Here is a 22,476-nt window from a genome sequence, read left to right as displayed (position 1 = left end):
CAAAATAAAGTTAATTAACTATAATAACCTAAAAATACGAAAAAACATTAAAAGAGCAAAGGCCGCCCCTGCTCCATGCGAAAGCATTACTGTTGTAAAATCCGCTACCATAAAATTTACCACAGAAACTGAGGCAAGACCAACCGCCAAATAGTTAAGTGGTATCGCCGAATATCTGATAATCAGAGATACTACAAGATCAAAACATATGGTAAGGAATATAGCTAGCAATAAACCAATCACTCCCATATATGCCGGATAGGTAAACAGATAGCTGGTAGGAGCAGTGCAAGTTGATGTCCTATCACCGCCTGAGCGTATAGTCTCATATTTCTCACATATTTTTTTCGGCATATCTATATAATTATCAGATAATCTGCGAGCTATTGATATACCATTAAAACCCGGCGCGCTATATTCTGATACATAAAGGAAATGCCAGTGAGCGACTATTAAAGGAGTGACAAAAGCACGGTTTATAATACCGTTTATTCTATCCATCACAGTTATCTTAGAATGTTCATTAACTATATATTTCTCACCAATAGTAAGCTCCATTTCCTTAGTGGTTTTTGTTTTATGATGAGATGGTTTTTCTTTTGTTATAACAATATCTTTATTATTGTTTCTCTTTTCAGATGATGTGCTGATAATTTCTTTACCAGCTATATCTATATTGGTTTTTCTAGGTAATTCTTGCTCAACAATATTAGCGGGAATATTATCCATGCACGAATTCTTCCTTTCCTCTTCAAGAGAGGCTATCACGCTTTTCGGTAAATCCAGAGAAAAATCACGAGCCGTAAGCGATTCTAATAATATTCCTGTAGGCTTACAAACTCCCATTTCAACTACACATTTGCCAAAATTATAATCTTTTCTCGCTAGAGAATTTATTGACGCTCTTTCCATACCAAAAAGAGATAAAATCAAAATAAGTACCGCATTAAGACCAACAACGGTAATAATACGCAGATACCATTTATGAACACTTAAAAATCCGGCAACACTTATTACCACAAATGTCGGGATAAGATTACCCTTAGCGCCACTAAGTAGGTTAGAAATTAAAACTAGTGATAGAATTACTAGCCAAAAAACAAAGCGGAAAATACGGTAATCAGCTAACGCTTTGTACATCATATATATAGCGAGAAACGCCATTATTGGATTTATAGTGGTATATAAAATGGAAAGAGCGTAGGTGGAGTAAGTAGTTCCAATCAGCTTTACGGTTATTTCACGGATTAGCAATGCAAGTGATGGGTCAAAAAATATAGAGTATAGGGCGGTACATCTTGGTGGGACTTTATATAAATAAACGGCGAGTAAAATAAAAAATAACGCAAGTGAGAACCAAATTTCAAAACCTTTGAATCCCGAAGGAGAGCTAGTTTCTGAAGGTTTTTTATATATGTCAGAACTTGTAAGATTTGGAGTAAAAGCCACCCATAAAAAATTGAGTAGAACAATAGAATGTATAGTTATTGCGAACCACCATATATCAAAACCTCTCTCGTAAAAAACAAATGAGTACGGAATTAGCGACCATTGATAGAACACCATCATAAGTATAGCGACCATAAAGGCTGGTCTGGTAATTATGGCTTTAGAACGAAAAAAAAGAATCAGCGCTATAAGCAGGCTGAAGCAAGCGAAACCAACGTTTGTTAGCCAATAAAGAGCTTGCGATAAATCTTTAGCTCCTAAAAGATTAATTAATATGTCCCCAGACATAAGTACCTTTATAATTATAGTTATTTATCCGCTTTACTAAAGAATTTCATATATCCATACATAATTAAGATCATCACAAAAGCGATAGCTGTTCCATGAGAAATTATCACAGTCGTGAAATCGGCCACTATAAAGTTTACTATGGATATTACTACTACTCCAGTTGCCAGATCCGCAAATGGTCTATTCGTATATTTTATTAATAGAGAAAAAAATATATCAAAAATGATGGTAAGCACGCACGCAAGCAACAATCCTAAGTAACCCATATACGCCGGATAAGTAAATAGGTAACTAGTAGGCGCGGTACAGGCAGAGGTTTTATCTCCTTTATAATATATTTCGCAAACTTTGGCTGGAACGCTTATATAGTTAGGAGAAAATAGTTTAGCTATGGATATGCCGAGTAATCCAGGTCTTCCGTAATCCTCAACATATATGTAATGCCATGATACTACTTGTAGGGGTGTCGCTATAATTCTATATACTAGCCCCCAAATATGACCGGATACCGATACCTCAGAAGGGTTTGCCGATTCTTTGCCATCATCACTTAGTGACTGAGAAGATGCTTCATAGACTACTTTATCATCCTTACAAAAATTAGCCATATCATAGCCAAGCTCATCTATACGTTGCCGGCTCATACCATAATATGATTTTGGTGGTTTTAGTGACTCAAGAAGATTTTTCGCCCGATCGCAAACATCTAGTCTTGCCATACATTTGCCAAACTCATATCCACCTTTCCCTACATTACTCTCCTGCATTACCTTGACTATAAGGATCATGCCGGCAAAAATAACCGCTATTAATGGAACTATAACAATCTTCCATCGCCATTTTTTTACAACCAGAAATCCTATAACGGATAAAGCAACAAACATCGGGACTAGTGAACCTTTAGCACCTCCTATAAGTGGCATAATAAGAACAGCGGAAAGCAATAATAATAATAATATAATTACCTGAAGATATTTTTTGTCAGAAAGTGAAAACCATATCCTACCAATAACCATAAAGGCTACTATTGGCGCTACAGCGCTGGTTAGCACATTAAGCAGGTGTGGAGCGTAAGTCCTGCCCATGAGTTTACCTATTACCTCACGTACTACTAGAGTTAAATCCTGATCTACGAAAAGAGCGTATAAAGCCGTGCAATCAAAAGGTATGCGATAAAAATAAATTCCTAAAAACGAAAACATCAATATGATAGGAAACCAGAACGGAAAGCCGGTAAAATAACTACGGTTATAAGAATTAGACATTTCTATGTTATTGTCTGCTCTGTTTAGAGCAGGTGTAATATACACCCAAAATAAATTAACAAGCGCAGCGGAATTTACCGCTACCGCAAACCATACGGCTTCTCTAAGATTATCACGAAACAGTTGCGAAAAGACCACTAGTGGTAGCTGGTATAATATAAAAACAAATAGCGCGACTATAAAGGCCGGTCGTCTGAAATTATTTGGTTTTCTAAAAAACGCATAGGAAATAAAAAACAAACAGGATAAAAAAAGTCCAGAATTTACGAGTGTATAATAGGAAAACCATGTTCCTGGAAACGATAATGTCAAATTATCAAGTAGAGGATTATTCATTTATCTATGCTTTCCTTTAATATGTTTGTTTAAGGCTATGATTTTCGCGCTATTTACATTCAGTATTGAGTTACCGTGCTGCTCAATTATGATTCTTATAAAAGAAGCATTAGGCATAGATTTTATTCTTCTTATAAATTTATTTTCCGTTATTTCGTTACCAATAATTATGTCTCCAAGCATTATTCGTGGCAAGGAAGTGTGTTCAGTACTTTTAATCAAACTACCGTTTTTGTCATACTGCTCCATGAAAAAGCTTGTAAAACCTTTTCCCGATACATTAAACTCAACTACATATTCTTTTGAGGATGATATTTTTATAGCAGAATCAGGATTTTTTGATGTTGATAAAATGGTTGAGAAATTACGCTGAAACAATCCGAAGGGAAAAGTAGATACCGAGCTATTACCATACCATATGGAAGAAGTATCATCAGATGACATACCACCCTTCTTACCAAGAAACCTATATTGCTTAAATTTTTCCCACGTAATTTTTTCTGGAGAAATATCAATTGCATTCGCTGAATAAGACAATCCAGAGTCTTTTAAGTTATATAACTGACTTCCATCATACGAATAAATTAAACTAGACATATCTGGTGATGATACTATGTCTTTTAACACTGAATTATAAAAAATTGGTAGAGAATAGTCCGTAATATGTATATGAGTTACTCCTATTTCACGCAGTATTTCCAACCCGATTTTAGGATCTTTAGTTTTATAAAAATCAAGTAGACGTGGATCAAGATAGCTGACCATCTTGCGGCCTGAATAATACATATTAGCCGGTTGTGATGATAATATAAGACTATTACTAGCGAGCTTTCTATTAATAAAATCCATTACCCGCATTTCAGGAAAATTTAGCAATTTATCTTTTTGTGGCTTATTAATAGAAGCTATTGAAATAGCATTTTTATCAAAACGGTATTTTGAGAAAAATACTAGTTGTAAAGTCACAACCAGCAATATCAATATAACAAATAAATATTTTATTTTATCTTTTAGGTTACTATTGGTTTTACCGGATATAAAAACCGCCATAAGCCACCCTGATAAAATCGCGATAAAAGGAAAAATTACTAGAAGGTAGCGCTCGTTACGCACCATAACATCAGTTTTTATAAAAACTGAAAGAACTACTCCCGAAAGATAAGCGAGCACTATCAGCAAGCTACCAAATAGTAAATATGACTGATTTTTTTCTATCTCTACTACTGTTTTACCAAAAACACAGCTCGCAAAAGAACAATTCCTACATAAAAACACGATAGCCGCTAGAGTCATTAGCCAGAAAATTATTCCGTAATACTCTATCATGAACCAGCCTTTAAGTATGCCATATTGCATCACTGATACTGGAGAATTAAGTCCTCTTGCCTCATTAAAATAATCTTTCCAGCCAAGCTCAGGTAGAGCGTAAACCAAATTATTATCACTGACCAAAGCTCCATATATCTCTAAGTTTCTTACATAAGGATAACTAGCGAGCAGACAGGCGACAAATGTCATAAACAATATCTGTATGAAAGACCTCTTCCAGCCCAACACTCCGTTGATAGCCAGTATTATAAAAGCAGATAATGGGATAAAAAGTATAGCTTGGGAATGCGTCCATAGAGACGCTCCTAAAAATACGCCCTGTATTATACCGGTTTTTATAGGTGAGGACTCAATCGCTATAGTCATAGTAAAAATTAAGAGCAGAGCTAAAATCGGTATTGAATCAATCAGACCAGAATCAGCTCCTAGAAAGAAGAGAGGAGTAGAAACAAGAAAAATCGCGGCGAATAACCCTGCCCTTCTATTTATGAGACAACCAAGCGAATAGGTAAGCAAAACACAAAGAATCGCAAAATAAGGAGTAATTAGTCTAGCGAATCCTACATGCTCGGAGCTACCCTGCAATAGATAAAAAGCGTATATCATAGCTGGATAAAACGGAGGATGCGTCCATGGCGCGTAAAAACCTGATCTATTATCTTGTGAATTCAAAACCGGATATACTGACAAATCGCGGCTATCATAAAATATTCTGGCTACAGAAGCGTACTCCAATGAATCATTCTGGGTTAGAGGAAAAAACAGGCTATTGACAAGTAACAAACTCACAAACGCTAAAAATAATATAAAAATAAAGGTTTCATCAAAAGATAATGACTTATTCCAACGCAGGTTATAGCTAGTAAGTTCTCCTCTAAACGGTATGAGAGTAACTACACACAAAAATATCGCAGCAATAAAAATTATTGAGAGATGAACAGCAAGCTCATAACCAGAAAACAACCATAGCGAGAGTATAGTTGTAAAGCCCATCAAAAAAGGTGCTATGGAAAGACCTACAAAAAAATTAAGACCAATAGCTCTTGCCTTAACAGAAAAAGGTATAAAACGCGAAACTCCAAGTCCGGCGATACTATATAAAAAAACGCAGGAAAACAACAACACCCAAGATATAGCAGAAGATTCTATCATTTCTTACCCTTAATTTAAGGGAATGATTATTTCTTATCTTTAGGTTCGCTTAGAACGAACAAGCATTGCCAGCAAAGCCATCTTACACCTGGAATACGGCTTATAACAGCATCTACACCACCGAGCACCGCAAGCAATGGCTTAAACATAAAGGTGTTACGGAACGGAACGGCAAATATAGAGAATAGGAAATAATGCTTCTTATCTATCTTGTTAAAATACTCAAGACCTTTCATAACCTGAGAATGACCAAGAATATGCTCAGCTTCCCACTCAGTACGCAAATGCGGGGTCATTTTACGATACAGGTGAATTATCGGATTATGACGTATTGCCTCCAAGCAGAAAAATTTTCCATTCGGACGTAGAAGCCTAGCCGCCTCACTATAAGCAGCGTCAAGATCCATATGATGGAGAGCGCCCTGTTCTAAAATAACATCAAAAGAATTATCCGGCATACCAGTTTTCTCACAATCCATCACCCGATAATCTATCTTCTCTAAATCAGGGTCACCTTTCGCCGCATTCTTAGCAAGCTCAATTGTAACCGGAGCGATGTCAGCGGCAACCGCTGATTTAACATATTTAGCCACAAGTGGAAGCATAGCAGTGTTACCACATGCCATCTCAAACACATCTTTATCGCGTGTGTTAGCAAGCAGCCATTTTTTAATATCCTCAGTCTGCTTATCAATTATACAGTAATATTTGAGATTAGCGGTATATTTATCAAAATCATCTCCATCTTCCTCTTTAGTAAGGGTACGGCGAAAATCAGACCACTCAATCTCTTTACGCTTACGTTCCTCAAGAGTTTCAGTATCTTCTGCTACAGTGTTTTGCGCTGGAGAGTTTGCCATATATGTTCCTACTCTAAACTTGGTTACAAGGGATGCAACATACAACAGAATTTGTGTATTTTGTCAAACTAATTATAGTAAATTCAGATTAATCATGTATAGATTATACACATCTAACCATCTATATTTTATATAACAATATGATAACAAACAATGTAAAAACGTAAATTTAGCAAACAAATGGCTATAAATACTAAACCTAATAAAGCAAATAAGGAGATAGAGTCTTCAACACTGGTTTGGATTACCGTGTTTCTTTCGACGCTACTAATCATAGCGATATTCTATAGCAATTGGAATATATACAAGGATGACTCTTACATATCTCTGCGTTATGTTAAAAACCTGCTAGACGGCAACGGTATGACTTGGAATGCGGGGGAGCGTATAGAAGGATACACAAATTTTTTGTGGATTATACTGACGGCTTTTCTTGTGTATTTTGGCATTGATCCGGTAACCTCCACTAGGATATTAGGAGTGAGCTGTTATATTGGTATTGTATATGCTTGCTATAGCTTCTTTAGAAAGCAATCAGAAAGCTTAAACACATCTGATCCAAAAGACAAATTACTGGTTACTATAGTGCCGACTGCTGTACTCGCCACCTCCTTAAATCTTATAGGCTGTAGCCTTTTTGGATTGGAGACTAATCTTTTTGTGTTGCTTGCATCCGGTGGAATTATATCAACTATAAATATTATCCAGAATGTAGATGGTGATTTAAGACATAATGTACGCAGAGCTATTTCAGCCGGTTTACTGTTTTCTATGGCGGCTCTTACTAGACCTGAAGGGTTATTATTCGCTGGAGCAAGTGGATTATTCCTTTTAGTAGTACTGATTAAAAGAAACGGGTTAATTAAGACGATTAAGCCGGGATATGGTTTTTATATTTTGGGCGGTTTTGGGTTAACTATTTTGACAGTAATAGCACCATATCTAATGTGGAAATACTGGTATTTCGGCGATATATTACCCAACACATATTATACTAAAGCATATGGTTTTGAAGGTGAGGTAAAAGAATTTATATTAAATAGCGGAATCAAATATTTTTTTGGATTTCTGTTAGAGCCACCTTTAATTAATTTCTTAATAATCATAGGTAGCGTTATATATTTCAGCAAAAACAAAAAATGGTCACCTGTAATATTCTATCTATTTATCGTAATAGCTACGGTTAGTTTATATACCATAAAAGTCGGTGGTGATTTTATGGAGTATCATCGCTTTTTAGTACCACTCTTGCCATCAATAGTAGTGTTATTATTTTTTGTTATGTATGATCTAGCGGCAAGACATATCACCAAATATATAAAAAGCATAAGTATTTTTATTATAGTTCTTATATTTATGCAGCTTAGTATTATAGATAAAAGGAGAGCTACATATTCGTATGGAGCTTTGGTCGGGAATATTGTTAGTGATTATGTAGGAAAGAATTTTCCAAAGGGCTCAGTTATAGCTCTCAGTACGGCAGGTGTTCTTCCATACAAGGTATCAGATAATTATTATATAGATATGCTAGGTCTCCTTGATAAGCATATATCTCATAAAAAGATATCAAAGATCCCCGCAAATCCAAAGATTGGTCACCTAAAATCTGATATAGATTATGTGTTATCACGTGAGCCAGACTACATACTGTCATATAGATTAAATGAAGTAGATGATGAAAAGAGAGATAGTAATAATTATAGCTACAAAGGATATACAAAAAAAAATGTCTGGATTGACATAAGTGATAAATTGTATTGGCATGCAGAAAATGTTTTTATGAAAAGAGGATACCCAAGCCTTATAAAAGATAAGAAAGTGTTTTTCACTTATTATGAACGTATAAAAAACAAATAGTTAACTAACAATACAAGAATTCTTTCTAGCTAATAGCCCATATCGTATAAACAAACCATGCAATACCGATATGGCGCAATACTGAATCTTGTATGAATATTTTTTCCGGTTCACCGCCTTTTCCATCATGCAATACGAGCTGTAAGAAGCGAAACAGTCCGGCAGCGACAAAAATTATGCTATAGGTAAGAAAATTATGACTATTATCATGCTGTTTCTCAGCTATATAGATGGCATACGTCATAAGCGAGGCGGATACGCATATACCAAGTAAGCAGGTAACTAGCAGCTTATTATAGCCCTGTAGATTCTTTTTGGAAGAAGCGTAACCAGTTATATTGAACTCGCTATATCTTTTAGCAAAACCGATAGTAAGAGCAAGGAAGAAGGTAGCTAGCATGATCCATTGAGTGGCAGGAACATCTATCGCAAGACAGCCCATAAGCACCCTCTGTAAATAAAAACAGGCAAGCACCACAACATCAATTACCGAGTAATTTCTTATGTATAAGCTATAAAAAGCGTTAAGCAAAAGATATGATATAACTATAAACAAACAGCCAATAGGCAAAAACATACATAGCGTAAATGAGGTAAAAATAAGACCGACAACAAGCATAGTGGCATTTCTTACGGTTATTTCACCAGAAGCTATAGGTCGTTTTGATTTAACCGGATGTTTTTTATCTTCCTCAACGTCCTTTATATCGTTAAAAACATACACAGAACAGGCGGCGGCGAGAAACGCTAGCACAGCGACCAATATATTTATCCAATCAGTTAGTGAATCGTATTTAATAGCGAAAAATAACGGAGCAACCACGAAGAAACTTTTAACCCAACCAGCTGGGCGAGTAATTTTTATATATGGACTGTTTAATATTGATGATATTGATAACATTTATAAATCTCTCCGTATAATTCTTCCAGAGTCATAATTTAAGACGCTTGAAAATTTTTTCTGGTATATTGCGTATTATAAGCATTATCCAGAACCATATTGCTGGGACATATATCTCATCTTTTTTCTGTTTTATAGCTTTTACAATAATTTCGGCAGCTTTTGTTCTATTACAAGTAAGCGGGCTGTTAATTGCATAGGTAAGCGGTGTGTCAATGAATCCCGGTTTTATCGTAAGTACATGTACATTCTTTTTGCTTAGACGGTTACGAAGACCAGAAGCGAACGTGGTAAGTCCAGCCTTTGCGCTGCCGTAAATATAATTACTCTGCCTACCTCTATCAGCGGCGACCGATGAGATAACAACTAAGCTGCCACTTTCCTGTTTTTCCATTTTCTCAGCGAAAATTGTAAGTAGTTTGGCAGCTTCTGTAAAATTCACTCTTATAACATTTTCAATGTTGGAAAGATTATTATTATCTCCACTACCCATATCACCGGACATAAATATTACCCTATCTACATCACCAATAGACTCCGACCAGCCAACATAATCAAAATCGCTCTCAGATAAATCAAGAATAAAAATCTCAGGCACAATATCGTAACGAACCGCTATATCAGATGAAATACGTTTAAGTTCTTCCTCATTACGACCAGCAAGCACCAGATTATCGCCATCTTTCGCGAGCAGACGACCAATCTCTTTTGCCAGTGATGATGTCGCTCCTATTATAAGGACTCTAGCCAATATTACCTCCACGCATATTAAGACGTACCGACATTAGGGAAGAAAATTTACCTTCCGGATCAATATTTTTTATAACATCACGCCAATTTCCGAGATTACTTCCGTACATCCTAACAAAATGTTCCGGTGTAAGCAGAGCGTCCTTTGCCAAATAAACTCTACCACCAATTTCCGCCACATAATCATTAAGCTCACCAATCAACATACAAATTCTGGCGTTATTATGAAAATCCAGAGCTAATGAATAACCACGTTTGCTAAAAGAAAGCATACTATTACCTTCTCTATGGTATTTTATAACCGCAAGGCTTGAAAAACTATTTCTGCTATGAATCAGCTCCAGTATATGACGTATATGTTTTTTAGTTTCGTTACTTTCAGGAATTAGGCATTGATATTGAAAAAAACCTTTTTTTCCATAAAGACGATACCAGTTCTTAATACCATCAAGAGGATGAAAAAATTCCCGAAAGCTCTTTATTTCCTCTTTCCATCTATTGTCATATTTACGAAAACGCAGATTGTTATAAATCGCCATCGTATATTTATTAAGCAAGAATGAGGGCATAAAAAATGGTACGTTAAGGCGCGGTTTGGGAAAGTAAAAATCGGAAATACTTTCCCCGCCATCACCTTCCGATATATGTTCAGCGGCTTCAAACAACCCTCTGCCTAAATCATGACCTTTTTTGGTGTGATCTATCCAGCCGACCATATAATCAGAGCTATCTTTTGTGCTTTCAAAACAGTTAAGCATCTCATCAAGACCATCCACTGCCTTCGTTTGAGTAGCAAGAGACGCTGATTTTACCTGCCTCAAGCGAATGGTAAGGCTTTCAATAAAAGCTCCCTGCCCCATTCCTCCGGCAAGAGCGAGGAATATCTCGCTATTTTCTTCTGGTGAGCAGGTAACACGGCTACCATCTGCCTTTATTATATTTACTGATAACACATGATCAGCAAACTCACCTGATATATAAGAATTTTTCCCATGAACGTTACAGGCAAAAGCGCCACCCAGAGTTACATATCTGGTACCAGGTATTACCGGTAGTATCCAACCGTGAGGCACTGCTATCTCTAATATTTCAGCAAGTGTTACTCCAGCTTCCGCGCTTATTATGCCATGTTCTTTATCAAAAGCGATGAAATGATCTAGTCTAGTGCTATCTACAGTGAGGTTGCTATTTAGAGCGGCATCACCATAAGAACGACCAAGACCACGCCCGATAAGCCCCCCACCGGCATTTTCAACAGAACTAATAATATTGTCTATATCCGTAAGTTTTTCAGGGCGCGCTGTCCGGCAACTAGAAACTGGATAATTTCCCCAACCGGCAAGATTGCTGGCACGAGTTGGGACAGATAGGGGTTTATTTTCCTGAGAATACATACAGCCAGTTTAGGAAAAAATTCCTAAATAATCAAATGGATATTATCTGCACAATTAAGAAAACGTGGCTACATGAATGTAATTACCTCTTTACAAAAATCTTAATGTACTACAATATCCAACATCTGTTAAAATAAATTTACTTATATAATATGGACTATTAATATGAAAACACAATCTGAGAATGAATTTTTAGAGAAAGCACGAGTCGCTAGCGTCAGCATTCCCGACTCCAACGACATAAAAAACTACGATTCGGATTTTATTAAAGGAAATACGCATAAATACTTGAGGATTCCATTCAGGGGATTCTAGAAAAACACGATGTTGATGCTGTCAGTAAAATACCCGATAGGGATAACAGATATGAATGCGAAGCCTATATACTCACAGCTTTGGACAGAACCATTGCCACCGGTGAGATAGATTTGGCTTTTAACAGTAAACTCTTTGGCTTTGCGAAAGAACGAAATCCTCAAATTGCTGGGGAAATTCTGGTCAATGGTTTATCATTTTTATTACAAGATGGCAATAGAGCACAAATTGTCAAAATATTAGAAAACCAAGAGCTCTCCAGAGAGTTAAATAATCTCAATGACTCCAATATCGCCCCTGTGGCTGAATTTATCGGCAAGCTTATAGTAAATCCCGATAAACTCAACACACACTTGCTTGATGCTGTACCGTGGTAAACTCTCTCTTGAAAAATAAAGAATTCAAAAAAAATCTACTAAGTTGGATTAAGCTGGAAGATAGGGAGATAATAACGATTAGAGACCCTATATCTGACGGTTACGTCGAGATTAAACACATCATACCAGAATTTATAGGTAATCAGAGCTTTAAGAGGAAGCTAGAGAAAGAAATGGTAAAAGCACGTGAAAAGAAGCTACATGGCGGCAGAAATCCACAGACAAACCTTAACACATCACTGGCGGACAAACTAAAAGCGGCGATGAAAGAAAAAGCCAAAAAAGGCAATGAACGCTGAAGAGATGGTGATCCGGGCGGGAATCGAACCCGCGACAACCTGATTAAAAGTCAGGTGCTCTACCGACTGAGCTACCGGATCACAACACAAAAAATCGCAATGGATTGGGAACAATACGGTTTTATAAGCCGTTGTCAATAGTTTAGGAGAGAAAAAACGTAAAAAGTAATTTTTACTTATTTTTTTGCCTTACTCACCATGTTTTTAAGCAAAGTTGGAGGTCGAGTGGAAGAAGAGCCTGTTATTCTATCTTCATCCGTAATATGTTTTTTTATGATTTTACCACTTATAGATACTTTCAATTCATTGACCATAGCTATGGGCTGTGAGTTAGAATTGATTTCTGAAATTCTACTTAAAAAACTACTAACGGGAGACGGGCCATATTGTTCACTTATCTCCTTTAACTTACCTGCCATAAGCGGCTCGGCTTTTTTTGAGATTTTTTGGACTAACGCCAGATAAGATTCCGCTCTCTTTTTATCACTTTTAACTTCATGTTCTTCACCCTTCCACCTAGAAGCTGTAAATGCCTGCTCTAAAACTGCCCCTAAAGCATTTTCTACAATAGGGAATCTCCGCTCATCTCCCCATTCACCAGCAGGATTTATACTGGACATAACCAAATGCTCCGGTTTTGCCATATCTACTAATTCAGATGCCATTTTCCTAAAATATGGCTTACTAAAACCAGCGTTAATCGCGTATTCTAATATAGTCTGAGTATCTTCTTCCTTCTTGAATAGTTGGTCTACTGTAATTTCTTGGTTCTCAATAGCTGCCTTTATCTTATCAAACATTTTCTTGGCTATTTTCTCACTGCCATTTCTAGCCGCAAGCGCGAATAATGTTGAACCTCCAACATATTCCTCTATCAGCAAAGGAACTCTTAACTTATCAATAGATTCAAATATCTCCTGCTCAGTATTTACATCATTATCGGTTTTTCGTAAATACCGCCAAGCCTTACTATAAATAGCATCTTCTTCAATTGCAGGATTTAGTTTGCTAAAAGTTTGAATACTCATAAATAGCTTTTCTATTTTTTATTATATTTTTCTAGAAACATACTCGCGAATTCACTAACCCTATTTTCCTCTATTGCCTCCCGCAAACCCTGCATTAATTGCTGATAGAAGGTCAGGTTATGCCAAGTAAGTAGGGTAGCTCCCAACATCTCCTGCGCCTTGAACAGATGATGGAGGTACGCCCTGCTGTAGGAAGCGCACGCCGGACATGGACAATTTTCCTGTAACGGTTTTGGGTCATCGGCGAATTTGGCGTTACGGATATTTTTCTCTCCCTCATCGGTATAAGCTCTCGCGAACCGCCCTGCCCGTGTGGGTATCACACAATCAAACATATCCACCCCGCGTAGCACCGCCCCGATAATATCATCAGGCTTGCCTACCCCCATCAAATAACGTGGTCTGTCCTCCGGCAAATATGGCGTGGTATAATCCAATACCTCAAACATCAACTCCTGCCCCTCACCTACGGCAAGCCCACCAATCGCGTAGCCATCAAAACCTATTTGCTTGAGCGCTCCTGCCGATTGCTCTCTAAGCTTCGGAAATACACTGCCCTGCACGATACCAAATAAACCATAGCCATCCCGTTTGATAAACGCGTCTTTAGAACGCTGTGCCCAGCGCATGGAAAGCCACATGGATTTTTCGGCCTCCTCCTCACTTACCGGAAATGACGTGCATTCATCAAACGCCATCGTTATGTCACTGCCCAGCAAATGCTGAATTTCCATAGAGCGTTCAGGTGTCAGATTATACTCACTGCCATCGAGATGCGACTTAAACACCACCCCTTGCTCGCCAATTTTCCGTAACTTAGACAGTGACATTACCTGAAACCCACCAGAATCAGTGAGTATAGGCTTATTCCAGTTCATGAATTTGTGCAAGCCACCCATTTTAGCGACAAGCTCAGCAGTTGGTCGCAGCATCAGATGATAGGTGTTGCATAGTAATATATCCGCGCCAGTCTCCGCCACCGCCTCCGGTGTCATACCTTTTACGGTCGCCGCTGTCCCCACTGGCATAAACGCTGGTGTGCGAATCTCACCATGAGCAGTGGAAACAATCCCACTTCGGGCACTGCCATCCTGATGATTTATAGTAAATTTTATAGACATAACGGCTTATTACACTTGTTTTTTAGTAAAAACTATGGTTTAATGGTTAACAATTTAGTAATTTCTGTCAAAGAGGAATATGAGATGTTAGGGAGAATAGGGGGTTTCGTTGCTAAAAAATTGCTCCCTGGCGGTGCTGCTATATCCAGTGCCGCAGCGGCTAGGGATGCCCATGATTCGGGAAACAATGTTGAACTTACCGCTTCATCCATTGAATCTGCTGCTTCTGTTGGTCTATTTACGCCTGCTGTAGTTCCTTCTGCTCTGGCTTTGGGTGGTGTCCAAATGGCACGAACCATTAACGATGCAGCATGCGAAACTGGAATGGGATTTTGTGATGAACGTCTTGGTCCTTCTTTTGCGGGTATAGTATTGTTTAATAGACATGGTGGTGGCGCAGTCGGTGCCTTAGCTGCGGATTCAGGAGAGGCCGCTGAATTGGGGAGTCTTCATACTCCTGAAGTTCCGACAACAGCGTCCGCCGCTGCTAGTGCCGCCGCTAAAGTTAAGAAATAACAACTCTATTACTTGTTTTCGGAGAAAAGCAAACACGCATCCCCATACGAATAAAATCGGTATTTCTGCTCTATGGCGTGAGCGTAGGCGGCTTTCATCCTGTCCAGCCCGCTAAATGCCGATACCAGCATAAATAAGGTAGATTTTGGCAGGTGAAAATTGGTAAGCATGGCGTCCACCAGCTTAAATTCATAGCCAGGCGTAATAAAAATATCGGTTTCACCCGCAAATTCTTGCAAAATACCGTGTTTATTGGTGGCGGACTCTAAGGTACGAACACTGGTCGTACCCACCGCTATCACCCTTCCTCCTGCTTTTTTAGCCACGTTTATAATTTCCGCCACATCACCAGTTACCACCGCATACTCGCTATGCATCACATGGTCGTTCGTATCCTCAGCTTTTACCGGCAGGAAAGTACCACCACCTACATGCAAGGTGACATGTAATCTCTCTACTCCCATCTTATCAATAGCATCAAGCAAGCGATCGGTAAAATGCAGACCAGCTGTGGGAGCCGCCACCGAACCGGAATTTTTCGCGTATATCGTCTGATAACTGTTATTGTCCGCATCATCAGCACAGCGTACACGTTCAATATAAGGCGGTAGTGGCATTGCTCCGTAAGTGTTCAGCTTTTGTTCAAATATGTCGCCCGAATAGGAAAACCCCAGTAAAACCTGCCCGTCATCATATTTTTCTATAACGCTCGCGCTGAAATCATCGGCAAAATTTACAACATCGCCCACACGCAGTTTTTTTGCGGGCTTTGCGAAACATTTCCACATATTAGTCCCCTCTCCCTCTGGGAGAGGGATGGGGTGAGGGTTCATAGGGTAAAAGATTCGTTTATGCAACAACACCTCAATTTTGGCATCACCACGTTTGCCGATAAGACGAGCGGGAATGACCTTGCTATCATTAAAGACCAACACATCGCCTTTTTTCAGATAGCTTGTCAGATCGGTTATTTTTTTGTCGTATGTATTTTCCGCGACAACCAGCATACGCGCGGCATCACGCGGGCACACTGGAGCGGAGGCTATTAATTCCTGTGGTAAGGTAAAGTCAAAATCAGATGTTTTCATGATTATCCTTCAGTTATTCCCGCAAAGATACGTCCTGCGCAAGAGACAAAAAAATATGGTCAGTAGACCGAGTCAGACTTGAACCAACCGTATACCCTATATGCCGCCAGCACGTTCCATGTAAAAGTCAGTGGACTTTTACGGGAACAAAACAAAGATTCCCCCCTCACCCTAACCCTCTCCCTAGGGAGAGGGAACAAAAGGCAAAGCCAGTAGGCTTTGCCAGCCCTGAGCACGTCCCATGTGAAAATCAGGAGGTTTTCACGGGGACAATAATAAAAAAATTAAGCCAAATCTTCCCCAGCAAGTACCTTGTGGATAAGTTTTACGCTTTCATGAATACCGTAAAGCTTAATAAAAGATCCCATACGAGGCCCCTGTTTCTGTCCAAGCAACGTTTCATACAGAGCGGAAAACCAATCTTTCATATTGGTAAAATTATTATCTCTTCCTATCTCGTATATTTTATTTTGAATGTCTGAAGCGGTCACATTCTCATCCATACTACCCAAATATTCAGCCAACTGACTTAGTGATTTTCCTTCTATATCACTAGGCTTACGGAAATTACGGGTTGGCCCTACAAAATCCTGATAATAATTTACCGCGCAATTAATTAGCTTATCCAAAAATGGGTGAGTATCTGGTGATAGCTCAGGCATTGTGTGATTAATAAATCCCCACAACACCTTACCGTCATCAGCCCCTGTTACACTAGCAAGGTTAAGCAACAGGTTAAAACTTGGAAGCTCCTCACCTACCGGTGGTTTTCCACCATGAATATGATACACTGGATTATCAAGCCGCGCCGCCAGTTCCTCGTCCGAGAACTTACTCAAGTAAGTCTGATATTCATCTACCGCTTTAGGAATGACATCAAAATAGAGGCGCTTCGCTTTACGTGGCGACTGATACATATAGAGACTAAGCGATTCAGCGGGTGCGTAACGTAACCATTCATCTATGGTTAGCCCATTGCCTTTGGATTTGGATATTTTCTGCCCTTTATCATCAAGGAATAACTCAAACATAAATTGCTCCGGTGGTCTGCCACCGGCTATCTGACAGATAGAGCTGTATAATTTGGCGGACGCTAGGTGATCTTTGCCATACATCTCGTAATCCACGCCAAGTGCCGCCCAACGCATCCCCATATCAGGTTTCCACTGCAACTTGCAATGCCCACCGGTTACTGGTACTTCCTCCAGCGTTCCATCCTCTTCCTCGTAAACAATCGTACCTTTTTCCGGCTTAGTCTCTACCACTTTAGCCAGCAAAACTTTTCCCGAGCGCGGAGATACCGGCAAGAATGGGCTGTAAGTTTGCTGCCTTTCCTCGCCTAGTGTCGGCAACATTAGATCCATAACTTTCTGATAATTTTTAAGTAGGGTAAGCAAAGCCTCATCAAACTCACCAGACTTGTAGGTATCGGTAGAGCTTTTGAATTCATAATCAAAACCAAAATGGTCAAGAAACGCTCTAAGGCGCACATTCATGTGATGACCAAAACTTTCATGGGTGCCGAACGGATCAGGAACTGAGGTAAGCGGCTTGCCAAGACTCTCCCTAATCATCTCAGGATTCGGCAAATTATCCGGCACTTTGCGCAGCCCATCCATATCATCGGAAAAACAGATGAGCTTGGTTGGAATATCGCTTATTTCCTCAAATGCCCTGCGTACCATAGTAGTACGGGCGACTTCACCGAACGTTCCGATATGAGGAAGACCTGATGGCCCATAACCAGTCTCAAACAACACATAGCCTTTGCTTGGAGGAGATTCTTTGTAACGCTCCACAAGCTTCAAGGCTTCCTGAAACGGCCATGATTTGGCATTCTCAGCCAATATTTTTATATCAGTCATAAATTATGTATTCTTTCCGCGTGAAATTTCTGCTAAAGTGGCTTACCGGAACAGCCGCAATAAGCAAATCAACCCAAATTTAATATTTTTGACTTACATTTCAATAGTTTTTTGTGAAATATTATAGTAATTCCACTTAATTTTTTCCTGAAAAAGTTTGAGTGGACGCTCATACGCCGCTAAGGCTTACGCCGCACGAGCGGCGGGCTACGGTCGTAGCTTTGTTATTTGGAACAATAATTTATTGTTTCAAACTCACTATAGTAATGCGAATTAAAACTGTATTTATAAAGTTTAAGGTAAAATAGAGAATATGCATCATTCTATACCATTATTTGAAATTGTCGTTTTGCTACTATTCGCGGTGCTGATGGTGTCAGCTTTTCGTATATTAAGGCTGAGTCCGGCTCTTGGTTATTTAGTATCTGGCACAGTTATAGGACCTTTTGGCATTTCTTTGATAAAAGACGTAAAAACCACGTCTGGTATCGCTGAATTTGGTATAATATTTCTTTTATTTTTGATCGGTCTTGAACTATCTTTTGAGCGGCTTAAAAGCATACGAAAACACGTATTCGGGCTTGGTGGCGCGCAGGTGCTGATAACTGGCGCACTCCTTGTCGCGATATTCATGTTCATGGGTAGCAAAGCACAGCCGGCAATAATCATAGCTGGTGGGCTTGCTCTTTCCTCAACCGCTATCGTTCTGCAAGTAATTTCTGAGCATGGGGAAAAGTCATCACAAGTTGGAAGATTATCTCTTGCGGTGTTGATATTACAAGATCTAGCGGTAATTCCTTTACTGGTGCTCGCTACAGTTTTCGCCGATAAAAGCAGCGATCTTACCGCGTCACTTATTGATGCTACCTTTAAGGCCGTAGTCTGTTTAGTGGTAATTTCTACCGCTGGTAAATTACTATTGCGCCCACTGTTCAAGTTTATTGCCTCACTAGGTAATACCGAGCTGTTCTCGGCGACCACCCTGCTGGTATTGCTTGGAGTCGCCCTACTTTCAGCCCTTGCTGGACTATCTCCGGCACTTGGCGCGTTTCTAGCTGGTCTGTTGATAGCCGAAACTGAATTCAAACATCAGGTTGAGGCGGATATAATGCCGTTTAAGGGTATTTTAATGGGACTGTTTTTTATGACGGTTGGCATGTCACTAAATGTTGAAATGCTCATAGAAAGCTTCCCACTAATAATCGCTCTTACCTTTGCCCTGATGGGATTTAAGACAATAGTGATATTCCTGTTATGCCGATTGTTCAAATTTGGTTTTAGCACCGCGATACATATTGGTATGTTACTATCACAGGGCGGAGAGTTCGCTTTCATATTATTTTCCATAGCCAGTGAAAACGGGGTAATAGATGCTGGTACGTCACAGATATTGCTGGTAGTTGTCACCATGAGCATGGCTCTTACTCCACTGGTTGCTGAGTTGGGCAAGAAAATAGCCTATATGATAGATAAAAAATCACTAGCGAAAACTAATTTTATTATAGAGGAAACCATAGATTTACAGCAACATGTCATAATAAGTGGCTTTGGGCGAGTTGGGCACACTGTAGCCAAACTCCTTGAGAGTGAGAATATACCTTATGTGATAATAGATATAGACTCATTTACGGTGGCAAGAGAACGCAAAAATGGCGCGCCGATATATTATGGTGACACATCAAGAGCGCATGTCCTTAAATCTCTGGCGATAGAGCGAGCGAAAGCGGTCATAATAACTCATAGCAACACTAGAGCGGCTATCCAGACCATACAAACAATTCGTGATATAAGCCTTAGCCTGCCGATAGTGGCGCGCGCGGTAAATATTGAACAGGTAATCAAGCTGGAAAAAGCCGGAGCCAATCTGGCGGTTGCTGAGATGTTTGAGGTAAGTCTACAATTAGGAGGCTCTTTACTTAGGGAAATAGGTATTTCCGAGCATGAGATAAGTCGGATAATTGATGTGTTTAGGGCTGAGGATTACGCCCTCACCCGAAGCGCGGAAAGCTAGCGACCACCTAATGTCGCCGCCGCTATACTTTTTTGTCCATTTCGCATACTGGATCTAGTATCCTTTACTATCTTACTAGGCTTTTCAATATCTTTTTTTAATCTAGTTAAAGATTCAAAAAAAGCGCTTTCTTTTATACTGTTGGAATAAGCTTGTTCATTCCTATGTATTTGTTCTGGAATATTTCTTTTATGTGCTCTAAAAGCTTCCGAGTCAATTCTACGCTTCCTTTCTAGCTCCAACGCGCTCATATCTTCAGGAAATCCTAAGTGTTCACCAAGACCAGAATCAACTATGCTATAGACAAGAGCTCCATTACCAATAACATATTTATTAGAAACACCCAATCCATTTATTTTTTTACCAAGCCCGTTATCATCAGTTAAGATAAATACCGGCTTATCATTGTTTCTTGTATAATTCTTCCGCAACATTGAGACTATTGAGTCATCACCTAAATTTTTTACCGCGTTACGATGCATAACGGCAAGTTTATTACCAAGTATATACGCTACAGTATCTGACGGATCTATCAAATCAACGCCAATCCCGTTACTAGACTTCGCTCTCGCTATTTTAGCCCTTATTTCTTGTTCATAATCATCAAATTTGTAAAGTTCTCTTATAAATTCGTCAACTTTTTTAGGTCCCGTATCTGTTATAGTATGAATATTTGGATTTTTCTTGGAAGGGTTATCACTAGAAAGACTAGCATCTTTTAGAATTTCTATTAGTTTTTCTCTACCGTTTCCTACCTTACTGCTATCGCTTCTTTTTATATTAACCGTATGTGAATATGCCCCTAAATCTTTTCCTGAAGCTAATATTTTATCCGCCTCATACGAAATCATTTCAGGAATCAACACACGATAGCCATTTTTTGCCAAAAATGGTATAATATCTAGAAGTTTTTTGCTGTTACCAGCTTCACTATCTGAATTAGGCATATCAGTCCTCAGCCCTAACAATGAGCAAGCGTCAATAATAATATCGCCGCGGTATTTTGAATGTTTACTATCATAAGCAGGTATAATCATAAGACTAGTTAACTTTATAAAATTTAACAATTCAAGCTTATATTAATAAATATTATTATTTTTCACTTATATGAGAATTAAGCATTTACTTTGCCTGACTATAATGCTATGTAGCTCGCCTGAATAATCTATAGCATTGGCGCTTTTGAGCCCTGATATTTATCCGTTTGGTGTGTGTTTGTCACATGGCAGATGGAGGGTTTGGTGCGCCGTGCTAATAAGTAAAATTTATCTTATTATTTAACCTATTGAATTTTGGATATAAAAAATGAAACTGATCGCCTGTAACAGTAATATACCGCTTGCCAAATCAATAGCTGATAATTTGGGCATTGAACTGACTAATGCCACAGTTAAGCGTTTTGCTGATCAGGAAGTATTTGTTGAGATAAACGAGAATGTACGTGGAGAGGATGTTTTTGTAATACAATCAACATCTTATCCAGCAAATGACCATATCATGGAATTACTGGTATGCCTAGACGCGTTGAAAAGAGCGTCTGCGCGCCGAGTTACCACTGTAATACCTTATTTCGGCTATGCCCGTCAGGATAGGAAGGTTGGCTCACGCACCCCGATCACCGCGAAACTCATAGCAAATGTCATTACCGCGTCTGGTGCTAATCGTGTACTTACAGTTGACTTGCACGCTGGGCAAATTCAAGGTTTTTTTGATATTCCACTAGATCATTTATACGCTTCCCCAGTTATAGTAAAAGATATAAGTGAACAGTATAAAGACCCTAAAAATCTGGTTATCGTATCACCTGATGTTGGTGGTGTGGTGCGAGCGAGAGCTCTTGCCAACCGTCTAGGAGCGGATCTAGCGATTGTGGATAAACGTCGTGAGAAAGCCGGACAATCGGAGGTTATGAATATAATCGGGGATGTTGACGGGCGTGACTGCATATTGTTTGACGATATAGTTGATTCCGCCGGAACGTTGTGTAACGCGGCGGCGGCGTTAAAAGATGTTGGTGCGTCGTCGGTAGCTGCTTATGTCACACATGGCGTATTATCAGGAAAAGCGATAGAAAGGGTTGAGAATTCTGTTCTTACTTCACTGGTAGTAAGCGATACCATAATGACTACTGATACGGTAAAAGCGGCCAAAAATATTAGAGTAATCTCACTCGCTCCGCTTCTTGCTAAAGCGATAAAGAACATAAATGAGGAAACTAGCATATCTAGCCTTTTTGACTGAAGAATAAATATGGAATATTAATGTAACAAGG

General features: G+C 39.0%; 18 protein-coding genes and 1 tRNA gene. 6 read left to right on the top strand and 13 right to left on the bottom strand.

Going from position 1 to position 22,476, the window contains the following annotated elements:
- Window positions 1-18: 18 nt before the first annotated feature.
- The 4 genes from R3D71_03080 to R3D71_03065 form a co-directional block, all read right to left on the bottom strand.
- Window positions 19-1,737, bottom strand: a complete 1,719-nt coding sequence (locus tag R3D71_03080) for a hypothetical protein (protein MEZ5690633.1) — start codon at window positions 1,735-1,737, stop codon at window positions 19-21.
- Between the two features lie 20 nt (window positions 1,738-1,757).
- On the bottom strand, window positions 1,758-3,143 hold the full coding sequence (locus R3D71_03075; protein MEZ5690632.1) for a hypothetical protein: 1,386 nt from the start codon (window positions 3,141-3,143) through the stop codon (window positions 1,758-1,760).
- A gap of 198 nt (window positions 3,144-3,341) precedes the next feature.
- On the bottom strand, window positions 3,342-5,822 hold the full coding sequence (locus tag R3D71_03070; GenBank protein MEZ5690631.1) for a glycosyltransferase family 39 protein: 2,481 nt from the start codon (window positions 5,820-5,822) through the stop codon (window positions 3,342-3,344).
- 26 nt (window positions 5,823-5,848) lie between these two features.
- Window positions 5,849-6,682 carry a class I SAM-dependent methyltransferase gene (locus R3D71_03065; GenBank protein MEZ5690630.1) on the bottom strand — a complete coding sequence of 278 codons (834 nt, stop codon included), beginning with the start codon at window positions 6,680-6,682 and terminating at the stop codon, window positions 5,849-5,851.
- A gap of 180 nt (window positions 6,683-6,862) precedes the next feature.
- Here R3D71_03065 and R3D71_03060 point away from each other — a divergent pair, with 180 nt between their 5' ends.
- The gene (locus R3D71_03060; protein ID MEZ5690629.1) at window positions 6,863-8,539 is read left to right on the top strand and encodes a hypothetical protein; all 1,677 of its coding nucleotides are present in this window, start codon (window positions 6,863-6,865) and stop codon (window positions 8,537-8,539) included.
- 25 nt (window positions 8,540-8,564) lie between these two features.
- Here the strand turns inward: R3D71_03060 and R3D71_03055 are convergent, their stop codons facing one another.
- The 3 genes from R3D71_03055 to R3D71_03045 are packed head-to-tail and all read right to left on the bottom strand — an operon-like array spanning window position 8,565 to window position 11,584.
- A complete protein-coding gene (locus R3D71_03055) occupies window positions 8,565-9,440 on the bottom strand; it encodes a UbiA prenyltransferase family protein (protein MEZ5690628.1) in 876 nt (291 codons plus the stop codon).
- Window positions 9,441-9,471: 31 nt separating this feature from the next.
- The gene (locus tag R3D71_03050) at window positions 9,472-10,191 is read right to left on the bottom strand and encodes an SDR family NAD(P)-dependent oxidoreductase (GenBank protein ID MEZ5690627.1); all 720 of its coding nucleotides are present in this window, start codon (window positions 10,189-10,191) and stop codon (window positions 9,472-9,474) included.
- The gene (locus R3D71_03045; protein MEZ5690626.1) at window positions 10,184-11,584 is read right to left on the bottom strand and encodes an FAD-binding oxidoreductase; all 1,401 of its coding nucleotides are present in this window, start codon (window positions 11,582-11,584) and stop codon (window positions 10,184-10,186) included. Before R3D71_03045 ends, R3D71_03050 begins: the two co-directional genes overlap by 8 nt.
- A 428-nt stretch (window positions 11,585-12,012) precedes the next feature.
- Here R3D71_03045 and R3D71_03040 point away from each other — a divergent pair, with 428 nt between their 5' ends.
- Window positions 12,013-12,276, top strand: coding sequence for a hypothetical protein (locus R3D71_03040; protein MEZ5690625.1), 264 nt, complete (start codon window positions 12,013-12,015; stop codon window positions 12,274-12,276).
- Between the two features lie 8 nt (window positions 12,277-12,284).
- Window positions 12,285-12,575: a hypothetical protein gene (locus R3D71_03035; GenBank protein MEZ5690624.1), complete on the top strand. Its 291-nt coding sequence runs from the start codon at window positions 12,285-12,287 to the stop codon at window positions 12,573-12,575.
- Between the two features lie 5 nt (window positions 12,576-12,580).
- On the opposite strand, the gene R3D71_03030 is transcribed toward R3D71_03035, so the two are convergent.
- The 3 genes from R3D71_03030 to tgt all read right to left on the bottom strand — a co-directional run bounded on the left by R3D71_03030 (window position 12,581) and on the right by tgt (window position 14,724).
- Window positions 12,581-12,656 (bottom strand) — tRNA-Lys (locus R3D71_03030).
- A 95-nt stretch (window positions 12,657-12,751) separates the two neighbouring features.
- Entirely contained in the window at window positions 12,752-13,603 is an 852-nt protein-coding gene (locus R3D71_03025) for a hypothetical protein (GenBank protein MEZ5690623.1), read from the bottom strand.
- Window positions 13,604-13,614: 11 nt separating this feature from the next.
- Window positions 13,615-14,724 carry a tRNA guanosine(34) transglycosylase Tgt gene (gene tgt / locus R3D71_03020; protein MEZ5690622.1) on the bottom strand — a complete coding sequence of 370 codons (1,110 nt, stop codon included), beginning with the start codon at window positions 14,722-14,724 and terminating at the stop codon, window positions 13,615-13,617.
- 84 nt (window positions 14,725-14,808) lie between these two features.
- Between tgt and R3D71_03015 the strand changes: the two genes are divergently transcribed.
- Window positions 14,809-15,240 carry a hypothetical protein gene (locus R3D71_03015; GenBank protein ID MEZ5690621.1) on the top strand — a complete coding sequence of 144 codons (432 nt, stop codon included), beginning with the start codon at window positions 14,809-14,811 and terminating at the stop codon, window positions 15,238-15,240.
- Window positions 15,241-15,248: 8 nt separating this feature from the next.
- Here R3D71_03015 and queA read toward each other — a convergent pair whose 3' ends face one another.
- Both queA and R3D71_03005 read right to left on the bottom strand, forming a co-directional pair.
- Window positions 15,249-16,328, bottom strand: a complete 1,080-nt coding sequence (gene queA, locus R3D71_03010) for a tRNA preQ1(34) S-adenosylmethionine ribosyltransferase-isomerase QueA (protein ID MEZ5690620.1) — start codon at window positions 16,326-16,328, stop codon at window positions 15,249-15,251.
- A gap of 284 nt (window positions 16,329-16,612) precedes the next feature.
- On the bottom strand, window positions 16,613-18,193 hold the full coding sequence (locus R3D71_03005; protein MEZ5690619.1) for a lysine--tRNA ligase: 1,581 nt from the start codon (window positions 18,191-18,193) through the stop codon (window positions 16,613-16,615).
- Window positions 18,194-18,506: 313 nt separating this feature from the next.
- Here R3D71_03005 and R3D71_03000 point away from each other — a divergent pair, with 313 nt between their 5' ends.
- Window positions 18,507-20,204, top strand: a complete 1,698-nt coding sequence (locus R3D71_03000) for a monovalent cation:proton antiporter-2 (CPA2) family protein (GenBank protein ID MEZ5690618.1) — start codon at window positions 18,507-18,509, stop codon at window positions 20,202-20,204.
- Here the strand turns inward: R3D71_03000 and R3D71_02995 are convergent.
- Entirely contained in the window at window positions 20,201-21,151 is a 951-nt protein-coding gene (locus tag R3D71_02995) for a hypothetical protein (protein ID MEZ5690617.1), read from the bottom strand. The two genes, R3D71_03000 and R3D71_02995, sit on opposite strands and share 4 nt — an antisense overlap.
- Before the next feature lie 358 nt (window positions 21,152-21,509).
- Here R3D71_02995 and R3D71_02990 point away from each other — a divergent pair, with 358 nt between their 5' ends.
- Window positions 21,510-22,445: a ribose-phosphate pyrophosphokinase gene (locus R3D71_02990; GenBank protein ID MEZ5690616.1), complete on the top strand. Its 936-nt coding sequence runs from the start codon at window positions 21,510-21,512 to the stop codon at window positions 22,443-22,445.
- The last annotated feature ends 31 nt before the right edge of the window (window positions 22,446-22,476 follow it).

Source organism: Rickettsiales bacterium, from assembly GCA_041396965.1.
GTDB lineage: Bacteria > Pseudomonadota > Alphaproteobacteria > Rickettsiales > SXRF01 > SXRF01.
This window is presented reverse-complemented; position numbering and strand designations above follow the sequence as displayed.

Excerpts from the sequence above, each read along its gene's own strand:
- R3D71_03080 (MEZ5690633.1), bottom strand. The coding sequence starts at position 1,737 with ATGTCTGGGGACATATTAATTAATCTTTTAGGAGCTAAAGATTTATCG.
- R3D71_03070 (MEZ5690631.1), bottom strand. The coding sequence starts at position 5,822 with ATGATAGAATCTTCTGCTATATCTTGGGTGTTGTTGTTTTCCTGCGTT.
- R3D71_03065 (MEZ5690630.1), bottom strand. The coding sequence starts at position 6,682 with ATGGCAAACTCTCCAGCGCAAAACACTGTAGCAGAAGATACTGAAACT.
- R3D71_03060 (MEZ5690629.1), top strand. The coding sequence starts at position 6,863 with ATGGCTATAAATACTAAACCTAATAAAGCAAATAAGGAGATAGAGTCT.
- R3D71_03055 (MEZ5690628.1), bottom strand. The coding sequence starts at position 9,440 with ATGTTATCAATATCATCAATATTAAACAGTCCATATATAAAAATTACT.
- R3D71_03045 (MEZ5690626.1), bottom strand. The coding sequence starts at position 11,584 with ATGTATTCTCAGGAAAATAAACCCCTATCTGTCCCAACTCGTGCCAGC.
- R3D71_03025 (MEZ5690623.1), bottom strand. The coding sequence starts at position 13,603 with ATGAGTATTCAAACTTTTAGCAAACTAAATCCTGCAATTGAAGAAGAT.
- tgt (MEZ5690622.1), bottom strand. The coding sequence starts at position 14,724 with ATGTCTATAAAATTTACTATAAATCATCAGGATGGCAGTGCCCGAAGT.
- R3D71_03015 (MEZ5690621.1), top strand. The coding sequence starts at position 14,809 with ATGTTAGGGAGAATAGGGGGTTTCGTTGCTAAAAAATTGCTCCCTGGC.
- queA (MEZ5690620.1), bottom strand. The coding sequence starts at position 16,328 with ATGAAAACATCTGATTTTGACTTTACCTTACCACAGGAATTAATAGCC.
- R3D71_03005 (MEZ5690619.1), bottom strand. The coding sequence starts at position 18,193 with ATGACTGATATAAAAATATTGGCTGAGAATGCCAAATCATGGCCGTTT.
- R3D71_03000 (MEZ5690618.1), top strand. The coding sequence starts at position 18,507 with ATGCATCATTCTATACCATTATTTGAAATTGTCGTTTTGCTACTATTC.
- R3D71_02995 (MEZ5690617.1), bottom strand. The coding sequence starts at position 21,151 with ATGCCTAATTCAGATAGTGAAGCTGGTAACAGCAAAAAACTTCTAGAT.
- R3D71_02990 (MEZ5690616.1), top strand. The coding sequence starts at position 21,510 with ATGAAACTGATCGCCTGTAACAGTAATATACCGCTTGCCAAATCAATA.